General features: G+C 42.9%; 17 protein-coding genes. 12 read left to right on the plus strand and 5 right to left on the minus strand.

Annotation, left to right across the window (positions count from 1 at the left end):
• Positions 1-412 precede the first annotated feature (412 nt).
• Genes ACQ2HE_RS11245 through ACQ2HE_RS11265 form a run of 5 tightly spaced genes read right to left on the minus strand, consistent with a single transcriptional unit; the run spans position 413 to position 5,915 of the window.
• Positions 413-1,621 (minus strand): FtsX-like permease family protein, encoded by a 1,209-nt coding sequence (locus tag ACQ2HE_RS11245; protein WP_430899442.1) that lies wholly within the window; start codon positions 1,619-1,621, stop codon positions 413-415.
• 9 nt (positions 1,622-1,630) lie between these two features.
• On the minus strand, positions 1,631-2,272 hold the full coding sequence (locus tag ACQ2HE_RS11250; protein ID WP_430899440.1) for an ATP-binding cassette domain-containing protein: 642 nt from the start codon (positions 2,270-2,272) through the stop codon (positions 1,631-1,633).
• Positions 2,273-2,328: 56 nt separating this feature from the next.
• Positions 2,329-4,011: a DUF4836 family protein gene (locus ACQ2HE_RS11255; protein ID WP_430899438.1), complete on the minus strand. Its 1,683-nt coding sequence runs from the start codon at positions 4,009-4,011 to the stop codon at positions 2,329-2,331.
• Positions 4,012-4,040: 29 nt separating this feature from the next.
• Positions 4,041-5,420, minus strand: a complete 1,380-nt coding sequence (gene hisS / locus ACQ2HE_RS11260) for a histidine--tRNA ligase (protein ID WP_430899437.1) — start codon at positions 5,418-5,420, stop codon at positions 4,041-4,043.
• A 33-nt stretch (positions 5,421-5,453) separates the two neighbouring features.
• Positions 5,454-5,915: a low molecular weight protein-tyrosine-phosphatase gene (locus tag ACQ2HE_RS11265; protein WP_430899435.1), complete on the minus strand. Its 462-nt coding sequence runs from the start codon at positions 5,913-5,915 to the stop codon at positions 5,454-5,456.
• 283 nt (positions 5,916-6,198) lie between these two features.
• On the opposite strand from ACQ2HE_RS11265, the gene ACQ2HE_RS11270 reads away from it, so the two are divergent.
• The 12 genes from ACQ2HE_RS11270 (at position 6,199) to ACQ2HE_RS11325 (ending at position 16,595) form a co-directional block, all read left to right on the plus strand.
• Complete coding sequence (locus tag ACQ2HE_RS11270) at positions 6,199-7,002, plus strand: energy transducer TonB (RefSeq protein WP_430899433.1); 804 nt, start codon at positions 6,199-6,201, stop codon at positions 7,000-7,002.
• 105 nt (positions 7,003-7,107) lie between these two features.
• Complete coding sequence (locus ACQ2HE_RS11275) at positions 7,108-7,347, plus strand: hypothetical protein (protein WP_430899431.1); 240 nt, start codon at positions 7,108-7,110, stop codon at positions 7,345-7,347.
• A gap of 1 nt (position 7,348) precedes the next feature.
• A complete protein-coding gene (locus tag ACQ2HE_RS11280) occupies positions 7,349-8,281 on the plus strand; it encodes a PstS family phosphate ABC transporter substrate-binding protein (protein WP_430902446.1) in 933 nt (310 codons plus the stop codon).
• A gap of 50 nt (positions 8,282-8,331) precedes the next feature.
• Positions 8,332-9,996 carry a tetratricopeptide repeat protein gene (locus ACQ2HE_RS11285; protein ID WP_430899427.1) on the plus strand — a complete coding sequence of 555 codons (1,665 nt, stop codon included), beginning with the start codon at positions 8,332-8,334 and terminating at the stop codon, positions 9,994-9,996.
• A 134-nt stretch (positions 9,997-10,130) separates the two neighbouring features.
• Positions 10,131-10,535 carry an NADH-quinone oxidoreductase subunit A gene (locus tag ACQ2HE_RS11290; protein ID WP_430899425.1) on the plus strand — a complete coding sequence of 135 codons (405 nt, stop codon included), beginning with the start codon at positions 10,131-10,133 and terminating at the stop codon, positions 10,533-10,535.
• Between the two features lie 154 nt (positions 10,536-10,689).
• Complete coding sequence (locus ACQ2HE_RS11295; RefSeq protein WP_430899423.1) at positions 10,690-11,268, plus strand: NADH-quinone oxidoreductase subunit B; 579 nt, start codon at positions 10,690-10,692, stop codon at positions 11,266-11,268.
• Positions 11,269-11,296: 28 nt separating this feature from the next.
• Positions 11,297-11,809: an NADH-quinone oxidoreductase subunit C gene (locus ACQ2HE_RS11300; RefSeq protein WP_430899421.1), complete on the plus strand. Its 513-nt coding sequence runs from the start codon at positions 11,297-11,299 to the stop codon at positions 11,807-11,809.
• A gap of 41 nt (positions 11,810-11,850) precedes the next feature.
• Positions 11,851-13,086 carry an NADH-quinone oxidoreductase subunit D gene (locus ACQ2HE_RS11305; RefSeq protein WP_430899419.1) on the plus strand — a complete coding sequence of 412 codons (1,236 nt, stop codon included), beginning with the start codon at positions 11,851-11,853 and terminating at the stop codon, positions 13,084-13,086.
• A 37-nt stretch (positions 13,087-13,123) separates the two neighbouring features.
• Entirely contained in the window at positions 13,124-13,621 is a 498-nt protein-coding gene (locus ACQ2HE_RS11310; protein WP_430899417.1) for an NADH-quinone oxidoreductase subunit NuoE family protein, read from the plus strand.
• A 3-nt stretch (positions 13,622-13,624) separates the two neighbouring features.
• Positions 13,625-14,065: a nuclear transport factor 2 family protein gene (locus tag ACQ2HE_RS11315; RefSeq protein ID WP_430899415.1), complete on the plus strand. Its 441-nt coding sequence runs from the start codon at positions 13,625-13,627 to the stop codon at positions 14,063-14,065.
• A 20-nt stretch (positions 14,066-14,085) separates the two neighbouring features.
• Positions 14,086-15,435 (plus strand): NADH-quinone oxidoreductase subunit NuoF, encoded by a 1,350-nt coding sequence (nuoF, locus tag ACQ2HE_RS11320; RefSeq protein WP_430899413.1) that lies wholly within the window; start codon positions 14,086-14,088, stop codon positions 15,433-15,435.
• A gap of 47 nt (positions 15,436-15,482) precedes the next feature.
• A complete protein-coding gene (locus tag ACQ2HE_RS11325; RefSeq protein ID WP_430899411.1) occupies positions 15,483-16,595 on the plus strand; it encodes an NADH-quinone oxidoreductase subunit G in 1,113 nt (370 codons plus the stop codon).
• Positions 16,596-16,604: the final 9 nt, after the last annotated feature.

A 16,604-nucleotide genomic window follows, 5' to 3' on the forward strand; every position in this document is an offset into this window, starting at 1 on the left:
AAGAGCGCAGAGAAGTCGCTAAGGATTTCGTTGCGCGCCTTTGCGAGGTCCCTGAGCAGGCCGTAGGCCTAGTCGAAGGGCTTTGTTACGTTGCGGTTGAGTCATCTGATTGAAAAATGTTTAAGACTGAATTGAATAAGAGAGCTAGTTTTTTGACCACTGATAACACAAATTAGAACAGATTGACACTGATTAGGGGTTGAGTATTCGATCAGACTAATTGAACTTTAGCCTCTAATCTGAGCAAATCCGCTGTTTCAAATCTGTGGTCAAAAAAGATTTTCCCAGATTAACCTCCGATACTCAATCAACCTGACTGCCGGCCGTTCTAATTATTAATTATTACTTATTAATTATTAATTACCACGGCTGTTCAATTATTAATTCTTACTTCTTAATTCTTAATTGGTTCTCAAATTTCCTCATTCATCCGATACATCAACTTCCTCACCATTCTAAAATTGGTGACCAAAGCGAGGAGTAATAACGCGCCTGCAACGCCAATTACAATAGGATGTAAAAGAATTGATAAGCTCGATTTTGAAGTGAGCATGTGACTATAGAAATAGTATTGAATTCCCTCTGTACCTAGCAGTGCAAAGAGAATAACAATTATATAAACAGGTAAAAACTGCAGCGTCACTTTTCTACTCAACCAATCGGGTGCATATCCCAAAGTCAATAATAATTGCAGGTTGTTTTTACTGTTAGCAATTAGTAAACGCAAATAGAATGAGAACAATAACAATGCAAGCAATACCACCAGCAAACCAAATAAACCCAGCCCGCTGAAGATCGCTTGTAAAATGGCTTTCACCCTACCGAATTTGGTTTTGTCTTTATTTACTTCATAGTGCTTTTCATTCAAGTATTGAAGAAAAGCCGGATTGTTGGCATCCTTTGTTTTAATATATACTCTCGAAGCGCGCGTTTCATTTTTTGTGGAAGAGAATTGGGTATTGGCCCAATTTAAGAATTCAGTTGGTACCAATATTGAATTGATTCGATCACTTAGCGCAACGATCCGACCACGGTAGGTGTGTCTACTACCATCAGGACCATAACAAATCACCAATACTCGAAGAGAGGTTACTGTTTCTTCCGATAATTGCGGCAAACCATAACCTGGTGCAAACACGTTGAAAATTTCCAGAAAATCGGAAGCAACAATCAATGGAATTTCTTCTTGGCCTTCCTGCCAACTGAAATCGGGAGGAACCGTATCTATGAAATTTTTATCCAATGCTTCAATGAAAAAATCACTCATGAAAGGAATCATGTCTCCGCCACTAATTTGAATGCGGAAGTTATTGGCGAGTAGGGGAGCAGCGTCGGCAACAAATGACTGCTTTTTTATTTCTTGCAGGTCGGCTTCCGAAAATAAGTTCTTCTCCAAATTACCCATGGTTTCATTGGTAATGTCTTTGCGCACCGCTATATAGTCGAATCCATTTTTCTGAACACTTTCTTCTCCTAACAAGAACTGTACGTTCAAATACATTTGAACCGATGTTAAGAGTAACAACACGCCAATGCCCAAACCAATATAGGAAAACCAGCGACTCACAGGCGAGGAGCCGGTATGTAATAATTTCTTGATGGGTTTAAATGATACAGCCACAGTCTACTTTTAAAGATGATACAATGCTTGGTACGGAAAAATCGGTAGCTCTTCAAGATCTGCGAGCAAAACGCCGGCGCCTCTTTTATCCGCTTCTTCTAAAATTAAATCGAGCGCTTTTTGGGAGTTCTCTTTGTCGAGATGACTAAAAGGCTCATCCAGTAAAATAAAATCAAAAGGTTGCATCAATGACCTTATGATGGCTACTCGTTGTTGTTCTCCATAAGAGCAAGTGCTGCACAATTGATGTAGCTTGTGAGTAATGCCCAAACGTTCAACCATTACCGGAATCATGTCTTCGGAATGATAGGGATTGAGTTGGCGTTTGATATTAATATTCTCATATACACTGAGGGTAGGGAACAGCCGTAGGTCCTGAAATACCACGCTCAGTTGCTTTTCTCGTATGACTGCTTTTTGAGCCGGCTTCATACCCGTGATATTGAATTCATTCAACTGAATGCTTCCGGTATAGCTGGAACGGGTACCGTAAAGAAAATGGATCAAGGATGTTTTGCCACTTCCCGATGGGGCTACAATGTGAACACGGCTGCCCTTCTCAAAACGTATATCTTGCTTCCAAATTTGTGAAGCGCGTTGATGCGCTTCAGTGAAGTAAACGGGCCATAATTCTTGTATGCGTAAACTCATAGCTGCAATTTAAAAAACCCCGCATTTGCGGGGTTTTTTATGAAGGAAAATATTCGTTATTTATTTTCGACTGCCGGTGGCGCCACCACTGCAGTGTCTGATATTACTGCATTGCCATCGTACATAGAGTAAGACGCTTTACGCTTTTCTTCAACAGCTGCCAATTTGTTTAAGTAGGTGTTCAACTGTTTTAAACTGTTGGTGGTTTTGTCGATTAAATTGATTTCAAAATAACCTTGAGATGCACCGTCTTTAAAACCTTCTGATTTAAAGAAAATGTCTTGCCAGAATTTTTCAGAAATCACCAGGCTTTCCATGCTCAAGCTGTCTGTAACGGCTTCTTTGCCACCTTTGATGAATTTTTGAATATCAACGAATCCACCTCCCGTTGCACCTTTCAATTGTTCCGCCCAAGCTTGTTTGGTAGAAGCCCCACCAAGGAATTTCGTATTATATGTTTGATCGTTTCCGGCAACAAACCAGTTCTTATCCAATTGATAATTGATGCCTGGAATTGAACCCGCTTCACCAAGTTGACCTTGTAGGGTAACAATCAATTTATCGAATGCAGCTCTATCGTTGATAGAAGCGGCAAACAAATACTTGGCATCAGGAGTTTTGTTGGTATAAGTATACGGCTCCATTCCGTCGCCACCACCAATGGTTTTGGTTTCACTTTTTACCGCGAAATCGGTAACTGCTACTAAAATGTCTCCTTTGTTTGCTTTTACAAACTCATCGATGCTGTAACCTGCTTTATCGAGGAAGCCATTAGCCAAGCCATCTACGCCCATAAGTTTGATGAATTCTTTCAATCCTTCAGGAGGATAGTTGAAAGCAAATGCCGCAGCTACATTGGTTGAAGGAATGCGGTTGTACAAATCATCGGAAATTGGTTTTGAAGGATACTTCTTGGCTAGGTCAGCTAATTTCTCGTTCACATATCCTTTTGAAACCACTGTAATTTTACCATTTTCAAAGTTCAACGTAGCTGTTGAAATATTGCCTTGAAGAATATCGTTGATTTTCATCATTCCTAACATGCTACCAGCTATTCCGTTCAAGTATTGTTCACCACTGATCCAGAAATGCATGTCACCTACTGTTGTGAGCATTTCATTGAAACGTTTATCGCTGCCAATACTTGCATCTCCACTGAGGTCAAGTGTAACCTGACCAAAAACTTTTAAACTATCTGTAGGAAACTTGTACAGTTCGCTCATTCCGCCACCAAAACCCGACATGCCATTCATGGCTCCTAGTGGAACATCGTTAATGATAGAGAATTGCTCATTACCCCAAACAATAGCAGGTCCATTTGTAATGTTGGCCGATTTGTAAGAACCGGTTTTGCCAACTGCTGCGTTGTTGGTGATTTTCGCAACAAACTTTTCAAAAGCGGCTGCATCTTTTACACCACCGCTAACGCCGGCATATCCGCCTTTGCCTTGTTTCTTCACAAACACATAGAAATCGCCGTCGGTATTCATACCGGAACTGGCAGGATTTTCCATCAGTTGTTTGGCAAAGCTGTCGGTTGTTTTATCAAATCCTTTTTGGAAGAATTCGCTTTTTTTGATTTCATCCCAGCTGAGTTTGCCGGAAAGACTTTTAGAGTTGATGTGCATTACGAACATCGCATCTTTCGGAACGGCTATTTTTGTTGATTTGCTGCCGCAAGCACTAAGAATTAGCAGGCCCATCGCGAGCATGCCGAGTAATAAGGAATTACGTTTCATAAAATGGTTAATGGTAATTGTATTTCGGGTCAAATAAATGAATATTTTTCGAGTTCTGCCAATGAAACCGTGATTTGGGTACGATTTTTCAAATCTTTCACCACACAAGTCCCTGCTATTAGTTCCGTTTCACCAATTATTATTACAAAGGGAATGTTCTTTTTTTCGGCGTATTTGAACTGTTTATCGAATTTAACGGATTCATGGTACAATTCAGCTCGAATTCCTCTGCTTCTTAACTGCTGTAACTGGGTAAAATTGGCGGTTTGGCTGGCCTCACCGGTATTGAAAAAAAGAACTTGGGTGCCCAAAGCCACCGTATTGGGGAAGAGGTTTAGTTCTTCCAAAACGTCGTAAATGCGGTCGAGACCAAAACTGATACCTACACCCGGAATTCCGGTTACACCAAAGAGGCCTGTTAAATCATCGTAACGGCCACCACCTCCAATACTGCCCATTTTCACTTCGGCAGGAGCTTTCACTTCAAAGATGATTCCGGTATAGTAATTAAGACCGCGAGCCAGGGTAAAATCAATCAAAACATTCAATCCGCTGGTACTTCCTACTCCATTCAAAACCGTTCTCAATTCCTCCAATCCTGCTTTGGCCAATGCTTCATTACCGAGTAAAGATTCTAAAGCAGCCAATCTTGTGGCATTATCGCCCTCAATTTGAAGGTATTGCTCAATTTTCAGAATTTGATCTGCATTCAATCCACTGGAGGTCAATTCTTCTTTTACTTTTTCAAGACCTATTTTATCCAATTTATCGATGGCTACTGTAATAGGCACCATGAAGTTTTCTCCACCACAGGCAGCTGCTAAAGCGGCGAGGATTTTTCGAGAGTTAAGTCGAATTTCATACCCTTTCATTCCTAGTTTGGTAAAAACATCGTGGTAAATAAGGGTCAATTCCATCTCATTTAAAAGAGATTTCGAACCCACCACATCGGCATCGCATTGGTAGAATTCGCGGTAGCGCCCTTTCTGTGGGCGATCGGCGCGCCATACCGGCTGCACTTGATAGCGTTTGAAAGGAAAAGTCAATTGCGCATGGTTCATGGCCACGTACCGAGCGAACGGAATGGTGAGGTCGTAACGCAAAGCACGTTCTGTTAAGTTTGGGTCGTTTTTGCCTTGTAAAACTTTTTCAAAAGCAACTTTACCCTTCTCTTGATTTTTCGGATCATTCAATCCGTTATTGAGAATTTTGAAGATCAGTTTGTCTCCTTCTTCTCCGTACTTTCCCATCAAGGTTTCCAGATTCTCCATCGCCGGAGTTTCCAAAGGTTGAAATCCGTACTTCTCAAAAACTTCTTTGATGGTATTGATGATATAACTGCGTTTGCGAACTACATCCGGACCAAAATCGCGGGTGCCTTGAGGTAGTGATACTGTTACTTTTGCCATAGTGCGTTCTGAATTCTTTATTTAGGGTAGGCATTAACGTGATCCGTATTTTTTGATGATTTGATCACAGGCCCGGTCTATCAATTCAAATACTTCGTGGTATCCTTCTTCTCCTCCATAGTAGGGGTCGGGAACTTCGAGGTCTTCCTGAGGATTTAATTCATGTAATAAGAGTTTCACTTTTTCTGCTTGATACGTTTTTTTCGCCAAGCGTTTCATGTCGTCTATTACATCGGGTGCCATTGCGTAGATCAAGTCGAATTGCTCGTAATCTTCGTTTTGAATTCTTCTCGAACGTTGCTTGCTGATGTCAATTCCATGGAGTTGGGCCACTTTTTGTGACAAGCGATGCGGGGCCTCTCCATTATGGAATCCATTGGTTCCCGCACTTTCCACACTCCAGTTCAATCCCGCCTCCCAGGCCCTTTTTTGCAAGATCCCCTCCGCTAGGGGTGAACGGCAAATATTACCGAGGCAAACCATGAGAATTTTCATGGGGCAAAGGTAGGTAAGTTTTTGGTATTGGGCCTTGGGTTTTAGGCCTTAGGCTTTTGGCTTTGGGCTGTTTTCGGCACACGATCAATGCTCTCGCTTCGAGTATAAAATCGAATACCAATTCACTACGAAGTGATAGACATCTCATCTATCAAGAACGGCCTAATGCCTAACACCTAAAGCCTAAAAACTAACCTCCACTTATGGAATCCCCCCACTCCCTGCATCTAACTATTGAGACCTGCGCATGTTTCATCTTTTCTAACCAATAAATCATTGCAAGATGAAACCCGAATCAATTTTAAAAGCCGATGTATTGGACATAGTATTTGAAGGAAGAAACAAAGAATACGGAGCGTATGTTCTTCGACGTGAGTATGATAAACGCATGTACATCGCCCTCTCCGGAATGTTGTTGCTCACCCTATTGTTTGTTGGGTTTCAGTTGATGCCCAAGAATCAAAAATTTGTGAATGCAACCACAGTTACCATTCCTCCCGATTTACAATTGAGCGAACATTTGGTAGAACCGCCCAAAGAGGAGCTTCCCAAGCCCCAAACCAAGGCAGCTTCAATACAATATACAACGCCCGTTATTTCGAAAATAGTGGATGTACCGCCTCCAACAGTTGATGATTTGAATAAAGATGTACAGATTAGCACCACTACTGTTGACGGGCCTCCTGCCTCCACGGTAGTGAATCCCGGTCCGGTTGATGTTCCACCTGCCGCTCTGGTTGTGCCCGACGAACCTGCTGCTCCCAGTATTCTAGAGCGCTCGGAAATAATGCCCGAATATCCGGGAGGTGAAGCTGCCTTGAGACGCTTTCTTCAACGTAACCTGCGTTTCGATTTTGATGATATGGAGCCCGGAGCACGCATAGAAATACGTTGCAAGTTCATTGTTGGAAAAACCGGTAAAGTTGAAGGCATTCAAATTACAAAAAGTGGTGGTCAACAAAAGTTTGACAATGAAGTGGTTCGCGTAGTGGGAAAAATGCAAGATTGGAAACCCGGACTACAAAATGGAAAAAACGTAAATGTGTATTACACCATTCCGGTAATAGTGGAAGTTCCTGTTGAATAATCACGCCCCCTGCCACTGATGTAAAATTTCAAACTACATCGGTTTGGTCAGGGGGATTTTAATTTAAATAACTTAACTTGCCCGAATTGTTAAAACTGCCGAAAAGTGGAAACATCTGAAGGAAGAAAAAAGAGAGCCTATATGACCCGCAGATCCATCATGGACTTCGGGATGGGCGCTATTATTGCCGGTTTTGGATTGGTGTTTTTGTTTTCCAAGAAATTACAAATGGTAGTTGATTTGGAGCCTGTTTTTTTGTACAGCATCGCGGGCCTGAACCTCCTCTACGGTGGGTTTAGAATTTACCGCGGTTTCCAAAAAGACTATTTTAAAGATGAAGAGTAATATGTTTTTGTTGAGATACAGTTGGAACTTGATTCTTGGGATGGGTTTGCTTGCCGGATTGCTCCTTCAATCCTGCGCGGGCAATGCCACGCAAAAACCCCAAGAAACGCTCACTTCAGGCGTGATCCACATCAGCGCCGATGCCAGTTTCCAACCCATTGTAGATTCTCAGATTCAGGTTTTCGAGTCGCAACACCCGGAGGCAAAGATCATCGTACACTACAAATCGGAGGCCGACTGCTTCCGCGATTTAAATGTAGACAGTATCCGCATGATCATTGTAACCCGCGGCCTTTCTCCCGAAGAACAGAAAATTCTAAAAGATACCCTTACCTACAATCCTCCATTTGGAGTAATGGCCTATGATGCACTGGCCCTGATCGTGAACAATCAGTCTAAAGACTCGCTTTTCACCATGCAAGACGTGCGTTCCATTGCCAAAGGAACCAGTGGCTACCCTTACAAAATGATGCTCGATGGCAAAACGGCTACTTCGGCGGTTCGTTTCGTGCGCGACACTCTTCTGAATGGGGAAAAAATTGGCCCCAGTATCGTTGGTGCCGAAAATAGTAACGCCGTAATCAATTATATTAGCGAGCATAACGATGCAGTGGGTTTAATTGGAGTGAGTTGGATCGGAAATCCGGAAGATTCCGAGCAAGCGAGTTTCTTAAAAAAAGTTAAAATTGCTTCCATCGAATGCCGCAAGTGTACCGATGGTCCTTACGTAAAACCTTATCAAGCAAACATTTATAGATCCAGATATCCCATGATCCGCCCTTTGTACTACATTTTAAAAGAAAATTTTGATGGCCTTGGCAGCGGGTTTAAGAATTTTCTCATCTACGAGAAAGGACAGCGAATATTCAAAAGAGCATATTTGCTTCCGGCTAGGATGAACTTTGAAGTACAGAATATGGACATAACTCAGTAAGCTAGGATTTTAATACATTTACAAACTATTATTAACACAAGCAATCGTACATGAAGCGTTTATTCAGTTTAGTAGCGGGGGTTGTAATTGCCAGCAACCTGTTTGCCCAGAGTGTGGATCAGGGTAGAAAGTTCTATTATTACGAGCGTTATAATAGCGCTAAGGAAGTTTTCGAAAAAGTATTGGCCGCAAACCCCAATAATTTGGATGCGGTGTACTGGCTCGGACAAACCTTGATCAGTTTGAAAGACACGGTGGCAGCAAAAGAAGTGTTTTCTAAGGCCTTGCAATCGAACGGAAGCGCTCCTCTGGTAATCATTGGAATGGGTCAAATTGAGTTGATGGAAGGCAAAACTGCCGAAGCTCGTCAACGTTTCGATTTTGCACTTACGTCCACAAAAAACAAAGACATCAATGTGATCAATGCCGTTGGTTTGGCCAATGTACGCGCCCGCTCAGGCGATGCAACCTATGCCATCGAAAAACTCACCTTGGGTACTCAATTGAAAGATTTCAAAAACGCAGAGACATACGTAATCATGGGTGACGCTTATCGCAAACTCATCGACGGGGGTAACTCTGTAGTTTCTTATACAAAAGCACTGACCTACGATGCTCGTTTGGCCGCTGCCAAACACAAAATTGGTATGGTGTACCTTACTCAGAACAACAAGGAGTACTTCCTCCCTGCGTTTGAAGAGGCGGTTGCACTCGATGCAGCCTACGCTCCAACCTATTTCGAATTGTTCTACTACTGGTATTTCCGTGACGTTAACAAAGCCGCCGGATACTTAGACCAATACGTGGCTAATACCGACCAAGGTCCTAAAGTAGAATACTTGAAAACAGACTTCTTGTATGCTTCCGGTAAGTTCGGAGAAGCAAAAGACAAAGCGAAGTCTTTGATCAGCCAATACGGTGAGAAAGTAGATCCTCGTATGTTCCGTTTGGTGGCATATACCGCCGATACTACCGGAAACTTGGCAGAAGCTAAGGAAGCCATGCTTACCTTCTTGAAAAAGGCAGATGCTTCTGATATTTTACCTACCGATTATGAAGAATTGGCAAATATCAGTGCAAAAACTGCCGGTGCAGAAGCTGAAGCTTTTGGTTATTTGCAAAAAGCAGTGGATCTCGATACCTTGGTTGAAAACAAAGTAAAATTGATCAACAAAGCAGCTGCATTGGCCAAGAAAATGGGCAACCGTAAAGAAGAAGCCAATTGGTTGGGTGTTGCGTACCGCTTGAAGAAAAGCCCTTCAAATACTGATTTGTACAACTGGGGTATCTCTAACTACCAAGCCGGCGATTACGTTACTGCCGACAGTATCTTCTGTGGCGTTTACCAGTCAAAATACCCCAACGAAATCTTCGGATATCTTTGGTGTGCTCGTGCGAAACAAGCACAAGACGATTCTACCAACTCAAAAGGATTGGCAGTTGAAGCCTACAAGATTTTGGCAGAGAAAGCACGCGCTTTTGATTCAGTGAAATACAAGAGCCAAGCGATTTCTTCTTATTTCTTCTTGATTCAATATTATAATGACATCGCTAAAGACCGTCCAACGGCCATTTCTTATTGCGATAAGATTTTGGAAGTAGATCCGGCGAACGAACAGGCGATTAAAATCAAGGATATTTTGAGCAAAGCCGCTACCAGACCTGCACAACCGGCTCCCAAGAAACCGGCATCAGGTACCAAAGGGGGCAAGTAACTCCAAAACCTGAAATTTATTTTACATATAAGCAATCCCTCCAATCATTTGGAGGGATTTTTATTTATTTGAATTGATACTATTGTTTTTATGCGTAGCTACCTTATTTTTGCCCATTAAATATCGATCGGTATATGATTCAATACCTATTGCAAGTAACGAATACTCATTCAGCCGACAGTTCATTCTGGTACCTCCCCGTCGGCGTCCAATTTATCTTCGCGATCGTCTTCGTTGCAGCCATGATGGGATTAACCCATTTTCTAGGCCCCAAACGTAAAACTTCCGACAAACTTGAAACATTTGCCAGTGGTATCAAAACACACGGTGATGCCCGTCAACCCATGGCAATCAAATACTTTCTGGTAGCAATCCTGTTCGTTCTGTTCGATGTGGAAGTCATTTTCTTCTACCCGTACGCAGTTAACTTCAAATCACTTGGTTGGGATGGCTTCATGGCCGTTCTGATGTTTGTAGCCTTTTTCCTTGCAGGATTCATTTACATTATCAAGAAAGGTGCTTTAAACTGGGAAGACTAATAACAAGCCTTTCCAACCCCTATGGATAAGAGGTTCCGCTAAATTCGGAGCTTTCAAGAAATAATGAAACAATAAAACAAGTTTGTTTGTTGTTGTATCGGTTGATTTGAAATTTGTTAGATCATAATTGAGCGTTTAAACTAAACATATTTTTATGGCACGTCCGGTTCAGTACAATATTTACGGCCAAACAGATGTGAAATTGGTGAAAGAAGGCCCCGAAGGCTATGCCGGAGAAGGTTTTTTCACTACTTCTCTCGACAAAGTGGTAGGCTTGGCACGTAAGAATTCCATCTGGCCTTTACCCTTTGCAACTTCTTGCTGCGGTATCGAATTCATGGCTACAATGGCTTCCCATTACGACTTGTCGCGTTTCGGCTCTGAGAGGGTAGGGTTCTCCCCCCGTCAGTGCGATTTGATGATGGTTATGGGCACGATCGCTAAGAAAATGGCACCGGTGGTTCGTCAGGTATACCTTCAAATGGCAGAGCCCCGTTGGGTTATGGCAGTAGGTGCTTGCGCTAGCAGCGGTGGTATTTTTGATACTTATAGTGTGCTTCAAGGGATTGACCAGGTGATTCCGGTAGACGTTTACGTTCCCGGTTGCCCTCCTCGTCCGGAAGCCATTATCGACGGATTCATGCGCGTTCAAGAATTGGTTCACAACGAGAGCCTCCGCCGCAGAACCAGTGATAAATACAAAGATTTGATGAACGCCTACGGCATTCAGTAATTCGATTATTAATGTTCAACTATATTTCGTGTTAACCAACGAGTCCATTCAACAGAAATTAACCGAGAAATTTGGGGATCAGGTTACCGGCTTCACCGAGAGTTTTGGTATGATGAGTTTCGAAGCCCCTAAAGATTTGAATCTGAAAGTACTGCAGTTCCTTTACGATGACGAGGAGCTGCAATTCCGTTTTTTGTCGGACCTCCAAGCCGTTCACTATCCCGATCAAATTGGTCGTGAGTTGGCGGTGGTTTACCACCTTCACAATTTGGTAAGCAATGTAAGATTGCGTTTTAAAGTGTTCACCAATATCCAAACTCCTGATGTTTTTAGTGCCACTGCACTGTTTTCTTCGGCGAACTGGATGGAACGCGAAACCTATGATTTCTTTGGCGTGAACTTCGTGGGGCACCCCAATTTAAAGCGCATTTTGAACGTAGACGAAATGGACTATTTCCCAATGCGGAAAGAGTTTCCATTGGAAGACCAAACCCGTATAGATAAAGACGACGAGATGTTTGGAAGAGGCGGAACCTTTTAATTTCAGTGCGAAGCACCGATCACAATTATTCAAAATCGATTATGTCAGATACTTCAACAATTCATCACATCAAGTTACCGGATGGATCCATTGAAAAGCAAACAACCACGCTAAACCTTGGACCCACACACCCTGCCACCCACGGGGTTTTCCAAAACATTCTGGAACTCGACGGTGAACGTATCATTTCAACCGAGTCAACCGTTGGTTATATTCACCGCGCTTTTGAAAAGCTGGCCGAACGTCGCCCGCTCTTTCAAATCACGCCGATCACCGACCGTTTGAACTATTGTAGCAGCCCCATCAACAATATGGGCTGGCATTTGACTTGTGAAAAATTATTGGGGATTCAAACTCCAAAACGCGTCGACTATCTGCGCGTCATCATCATGGAGTTGGCTCGTATTGCTGATCACCTCATATGTAACTCCATTGTTGGGGTGGATACCGGTGCTTATACCGGATTCCTCTATGTGATGCAATACCGCGAATTGATCTATGAAATTTATGAGCAGATCTGCGGATCTCGCTTAACTACCAATATCGGCCGCATCGGAGGTTTCGAAAGAAACTTTACCAATGACGCATTCAAAAAGTTGGAGAAATTCCTCGATGAATATCCAAAAGTATTGGCCGAATTCGAGAACCTCTTTACACGTAACCGCATTTTCATGGAACGTACCATTGGTGCGGGTCCTATCAGTGCAGAAAGAGCATTGAACTACGGTTTCACCGGTCCTAATTTACGCGCTGCCGGTGTTGACTACGATGTTCGTGTACACAATCCTTACAGCAGCTATCAAGATTTCCAATTTGAAATACCGGTGGGAACTACCGGCGATTGTTATGATCGTTTCCTCGTTCGCAACCAAGAAATGTGGCAAAGTATCAGCATCATTAAACAAGCCTATCAAAAAGTTCAAGAGTTCAAAGGCGCTGATGCTGAGGTTTACCATGCCGATGTTCCTGAATATTATCTTCCTGAAAAGAAAGATGTATATACGAAAATGGAAGCTTTGATCTGGCACTTCAAAATCATCATGGGTGAGATCAATATTCCTCCGGGTGAATTGTACTTCCCTGTGGAAGGTGCGAATGGAGAATTGGGCTTCTACCTCATTAGTGATGGTGGACGTACACCGTACCGCTTGCATTTCCGCCGCCCTTGTTTCGTTTACTACCAAGCGTTTGAAGAATTAGTAAAAGGAAGCATGTTGAGTGATGCGGTAATTGTAATGAGTTCGCTCAACTTGATTGCAGGAGAAATGGATGCATAATATTCCGTTTGAACGGAAGCAAACTATATCATTTGTTATGACTTTTTCAGAAGAACAATTAAAGAAAGTACAGGAAATCATCGCTCGTTATCCGGAAGGAAAACAAAAAAGCGCGTTGATTCCGGTATTGCATTTGGCACAAGAAAATTTCGGACGTTGGTTGAGTGCTGAGGCGATGGATTATGTGGCAGGCTTGCTCAATTTAGATCCAATTGAAGTGTACGAAGTAGCCACCTTCTACAGCATGTTCAATTTGAAACCGGTTGGTAAATACATTTTAGAAGTATGCCAAACGGGTCCTTGCATGTTGAGAGGTAGCGATAACATCATCAATTATATTGGTAAAAAGCTCAATATCAAACCAGGCGAAACTTCTGCAGATGGTTTGATTACCTTGAAAACAGTGGAGTGCTTGGGTGCTTGTGGATATGCTCCAATGTTACAGATGGGTAAGCATTACCATGAATTCTTGACCGAAGAGAAAATTGATCTCTTGATCGAGCATTGTAAAGAGAACCAACACTTGGTGAAATAAGAAATGAAAAAGCATTCTTATACCGCCCTTTTGTTCTTTCTAATAAGCTTCTTTGGCGTAAACGCCAGTGCACAATCTAAGCAAGACAGTACTCCGGTATTGAAAGCCTTGCAAGGAATTGAAAAAGCATTGCAAGCCAAAGACAGTGTTTCGTTGAAGCCACTCTTACACAATGACCTGGTTTTTGGTCATTCAAACGGGTGGACACAGTCGAAAACACAAGTACTGGAAGACATGCGTACCGGCTATTTGGTGTACGAAGAAATTGTTCCAACGGCAGTTTCTATTACGATGCTTAAAAAGAGAGCTTTTGTAAAAGAAAAAATGCAAGTAAAAGGAAAAGTAAACGGTACCGCTTTTCAATTGCAGTTGTTCATGCTTGCTGAATTTGTGAAAGAAGGAAAGCAATGGCAACTAGTGGTAAGGCAGAGTACAAAATTGTAAAGACTAGATAAGATTCAGATATGGGAGTAAAATTATTATTAGACAAAGCTCATGTTCCCGGAATTCGTTCTTACGAAGTATACCGCAGAGAAGGCGGTTATGCAGCAGTAGAGAAGGCACTCAAAATGAGTCCAAACGATGTTGTGGAAGAAGTAAAGAAAAGCGGTCTTCGTGGTCGCGGTGGTGCGGGATTCCCATCGGGAATGAAATGGAGTTTTTTGGCGAAGCCTGAAGGCGTTCCCCGTTATTTGGTGTGCAATGCCGATGAAAGTGAGCCCGGTACTTTTAAAGACCGCTATTTGATGGAATTCATCCCTCACTTATTGATCGAGGGTTTGATTGTTTCTTCTTATGCTTTGGGAAGTAGCAGAACTTATATCTATATCCGTGGCGAATACGCTTGGATTCCTGATATTTTGGAACAAGCCATTGCAGAAGCAAACGCCAACGGCTGGTTAGGAAAGAACATCATGGGAACAGGGTTTGATTGTCAGATCTATGTTCAACGTGGTGCCGGTGCCTATATCTGTGGTGAAGAAACAGCGTTGATCGAATCATTGGAAGGAAAGCGCGGCAACCCTCGTATCAAGCCTCCATTCCCTGCGGTAAAAGGTTTGTACGATTGTCCAACAGTAGTGAACAACGTTGAAACACTTGCTGCAGTTGTTCCCATTATGAATATTGGTGGTGAAGCGTATTCCAAAATTGGAGTAGGTCGCTCAACCGGAACGAAACTCATCAGCGCTTGCGGTAATATCAACAAGCCCGGTGTTTATGAAATTGACATGACGATCTCTGTTGAAGAGTTCATTTATAGTGATGAATACTGCGGTGGTATTGCGAACGGTAAAAAACTGAAAGCATGTATCCCCGGAGGTTCTTCAGTACCCATTCTTCCCGCTAACTTGTTGCTGAAAACAGCAAAAGGTGAAACCCGTTACATGAACTACGAAAGTTTGTCAGACGGTGGTTTTGCAACCGGTAGTATGATGGGTTCTGGCGGTTTCATTGTGTTAGATGAAGACCAATGCGTGGTGCGCCACACTTTGAGCTTGGCTCGTTTCTATCGCCACGAAAGTTGCGGACAGTGTTCTCCTTGTAGAGAAGGTACCGGTTGGATGGAAAAGATCCTTCACAAAATTGAATACGGAAAAGGTCAAATGAGTGATATTGATTTGTTGTGGGATATTCAAAGAAGAATTGAAGGAAACACCATTTGCCCATTAGGTGATGCTGCGGCATGGCCGGTGGCAGCAGCCATCCGTCACTTCCGTGATGAATTTGAATGGCATGTGTTGAACCCTGAAGAAAGTCAAACTAGAAATTTCGGATTGGCGCATTATGCAGACCCAAGAGAAGTGATAGCATAACCCTCATCCTTAATTGAAAATTCGCATTCTGTAAAGAGCAATATATTATGGCTGAAGAAAAAAAATTATTCAAAGTAACCATCGATAATATTACGGTGGAAGTGGAGCCCGGAACAACCATCCTGAATGCTGCGCGCATGATAGGTGGTGATGTGACGCCTCCTGCGATGTGTTACTACAGCAAATTGAAAGGCAGCGGTGGTAAGTGTAGAACTTGTTTGGTGGAAGTAGCTGCCGGATCTACTGCCGATCCTCGCCCGATGCCGAAATTGGTGGCCAGTTGTCGTACCACAGTTATGGATGGTATGATCGTGAAGAACATCACCAGCGAAAAAGTACCCGATGCCCGTGCCGGTGTGGTGGAATTTTTGTTGCTGAACCATCCGCTCGATTGCCCTGTGTGCGATCAGGCAGGAGAATGTCATTTGCAGGATTTGAGTTTCGACCATGGTAAAGAAGGAACGCGCTATGAATTCAAACGCAGAACCTTCGAGAAGCACAACCTCGGTCCTTACATTCAATTGCACATGACCCGTTGTATTCTTTGCTACCGTTGCGTGTACACAGCCGATCAATTGACTGAAAAACGCGCTCATGGTGTGTTAGACAGAGGCGATCATGCGCAGATTACTACGTTTATTGAAAAGAACTTAGACAGCGATTTCATTGGAAACGTGATCGACGTTTGTCCGGTAGGAGCGCTTACTGATAAAACCTTCCGCTTTAAAAACCGTGTTTGGTTTACCAAGCCGGTAGATGCTCATCGCAACTGTACCAAATGCTGCGGCGAAGTGCAATTGTGGATGCGTGGTGATGAAGTGTTTCGCGTAACCGCTCGTAAAGATGAATGGGGTGAGGTAAAAGAAAGTACCAAAGGCGGTACCGGTTGGATTTGTAATGACTGTCGTTTTGATAAGAAGAGTGTGAGCGATTGGACCATTGAAGGTCCAAGCAATGTGAGCCGTCATTCGGTGATTTCACAAGGACATTATGTTGGTATGCAAAAACCTGCGGAAACCATGCCTGCTATTATGGGCGGTCGTCAACCTCGTTTGTTGATGGACATTCACAGTGTGAGTCAGGTAAATCCGGAAAGTGTTGAGCTGAGCAAGATCAATCGTCCGGCGCACAGTTCAGATTTCAATTCAGATAAATCTTAATTACGAACG

Origin of the sequence: Endoryza foliicola, assembly GCF_050589245.1 — a bacterium.
Lineage (GTDB): Bacteria > Bacteroidota > Bacteroidia > Chitinophagales > Chitinophagaceae > Endoryza > Endoryza foliicola.